We start from the raw sequence: 2,046 nt of genomic DNA on the forward strand, positions 1-2,046 counted from the left end.
TCGCTTCGCTGCCGCAGCCGCGCTTTCCGGGCGGGGCGGCGCTGCGCTGGCCGCTGCTGGTGCTGGCGATGAGCTGGTACGGGCTCCGGGACCGACTCTGAGATGCCGCTCTGGGTCGCGCTCTCACTGGCGGCCGCCTTCCTGCAGAACCTCCGGACGGCGCTGCAGAAGGCGCTGACGCCGCGGGTCGGGCTGGTCGGGGCGACCTGCGCCCGCTTCCTCTTCGCCGCGCCCTGGGCGCTGGCGCTGGTGGCGGGGCTGGTCGCGCTCGGCGATCCGCTGCCGGCGCCGACCCGGGGCTTCGCCGGCTGGGGGTTGCTGGGGGCGGCGGCGCAGATCGCGGGGACGCTGCTGCTGCTGCATCTCTTCTCGCTGCGGAACTTTGCGGTCGGCAATACCTTCGCCAAGACCGAGACGGTGCAGGCAGTGCTCTTCGGCTTCCTGCTGCTCGGCGACCGGGTGGGGGCGGTGGCGGTCGCCGGGATCCTCGTCAGTCTGGTCGGGCTCGTCATGCTGTCGGGGCGGCCGGGGGCGGGGGTGGCGAACAAGGCGGCCGGGATCGGGCTCGCCTGCGGGGCCGCCTTCGCGGTGGCGGGGATCGGCTACCGGGCGGCCTCGCTGGCGCTCGCGGATACCGGCGGGCTGCTGATCCGGCCGGCCTTCACCCTCGCCTATGTGACGCTGGTGCAGTCGGTGCTGCTGATCGGCTGGCTCCGGCTGCGGGGCGGGGGCGGGGTCGGCGCGGTCCTCAGGGAGTGGCGGATCGAGGCGGTGGTCGGAGCGGCGGGGATGCTGGCCTCGCTCGGGTGGTTCACGGCCTTCACGCTCGTCACCGTGGCGCAGGTGAAGGCGGTGGGGCAGGTGGAGCTGGTCTTCTCCTGGCTGACGGCGCGCTATGCCTTCGGCGAGCGGCCGAGCGGGCGGGAGACGCTGGCGATCGGACTGGTGGCGGGAGGGATCCTGCTGGTGATCCTGGGGTGATTTCGCACGCGAAACTATAAGTAAGCCTTTGATACAAAAGGAAATGTCCGGGTTAATTCTTCGTTACCGGCGGCGGATGGCGCTGGTTGGCCTCGAGGACGTTCAGATCCATGTGGTTGCGCATGTAGCGTTCGGAGGCGGCGCGGAAGGGCTGGAAGTCCCACGGCGTGTAGGCGCCCTGGCGCAACGCCTCGTAGACGATGCGGCGGCGGGCCTGGCTCGCGCGGACCTCGCGGTCGAAGCGGGCGAGGTCCCAGCGGGCGCGGGCGGCGGTGGCGAGGCGGGCGAGGGTCGCGGCGTGGTCCGGATCGGCGGCGAGGTCGCAGACCTCCTGCGGGTCGGCCTCGAGGTCGAAGAGCTGGGCCGGGTCGGCCTCGCAGAGGGTGAGCTTGTGGCGGCCGTCGCGGAGGGCGACCATCGGGGCGACGCTGGCCTCGGCGGCGTATTCCATCGGGACCGGGCCGCGGGGGCCGGGGGCGAGGAGGCTCTCGCCGTCGCAGTCGACCTCGGCGGGGTCGACGCCGGCGAGGTCGGTGAGGGTGGGCAGCACGTCGAGGAGCGAGACCGGGTGGTCGCGCCGGCCCGGGGCGAGGCCGGGGGCGGCGAGCATCAGCGGCACGCGGGCGGCGCCGTCGCGGAAGCTCATCTTGAACCAGAGGCCGCGGGCGCCGAGCATGTCGCCGTGGTCGGAGAGAAAAAGGATCGCCGTGTCCTCGGCGAAGCCGGCGCGGTCGAGGACGGCGAGGATCTCGCCGATCTTCTCGTCGATGTAGCTGATGTTGGCGAAATAGGCGCGGCGGGAGCGGCGGACGTCCTCCGGCGTGATCGGGAAGGCGTCGTGCTCGGCGGCGCGCATCAGGCGCCGGCCGTGCGGGTCCTGCTCCTCGAAGGGGACGGGGCCGGTCTCGGGGTCGAGCGCCGGGCAGTTGGCGTAGAGATCCCAGAAGCGGGGGCGCGCGACGTAGGGGTCGTGCGGATGGGTGAAGCTGACCGTCAGGCACCAGGGGCGCGGGTCGCGGCGGCGGGAGAGGTCGTGCAGCTTGGCGGTCGCGTGATAGGCGACCT

2 protein-coding genes are annotated in these 2,046 nt (G+C 72.9%); one reads left to right on the forward strand and one right to left on the reverse strand.

Annotated features, from left to right (window positions below):
* Positions 1 to 102: 102 nt before the first annotated feature.
* A complete protein-coding gene (locus Q0112_RS12480; protein ID WP_297975812.1) occupies positions 103 to 981 on the forward strand; it encodes a DMT family transporter in 879 nt (292 codons plus the stop codon).
* Between the two features lie 52 nt (positions 982 to 1,033).
* Here the strand turns inward: Q0112_RS12480 and betC are convergent.
* The coding region (gene betC / locus Q0112_RS12485; protein ID WP_297975813.1) for a choline-sulfatase at positions 1,034 to 2,046 on the reverse strand (1,013 nt) is incomplete at its 5' end.

The organism is uncultured Amaricoccus sp., from assembly GCF_937858865.1.
Classification (GTDB): domain Bacteria; phylum Pseudomonadota; class Alphaproteobacteria; order Rhodobacterales; family Rhodobacteraceae; genus Amaricoccus.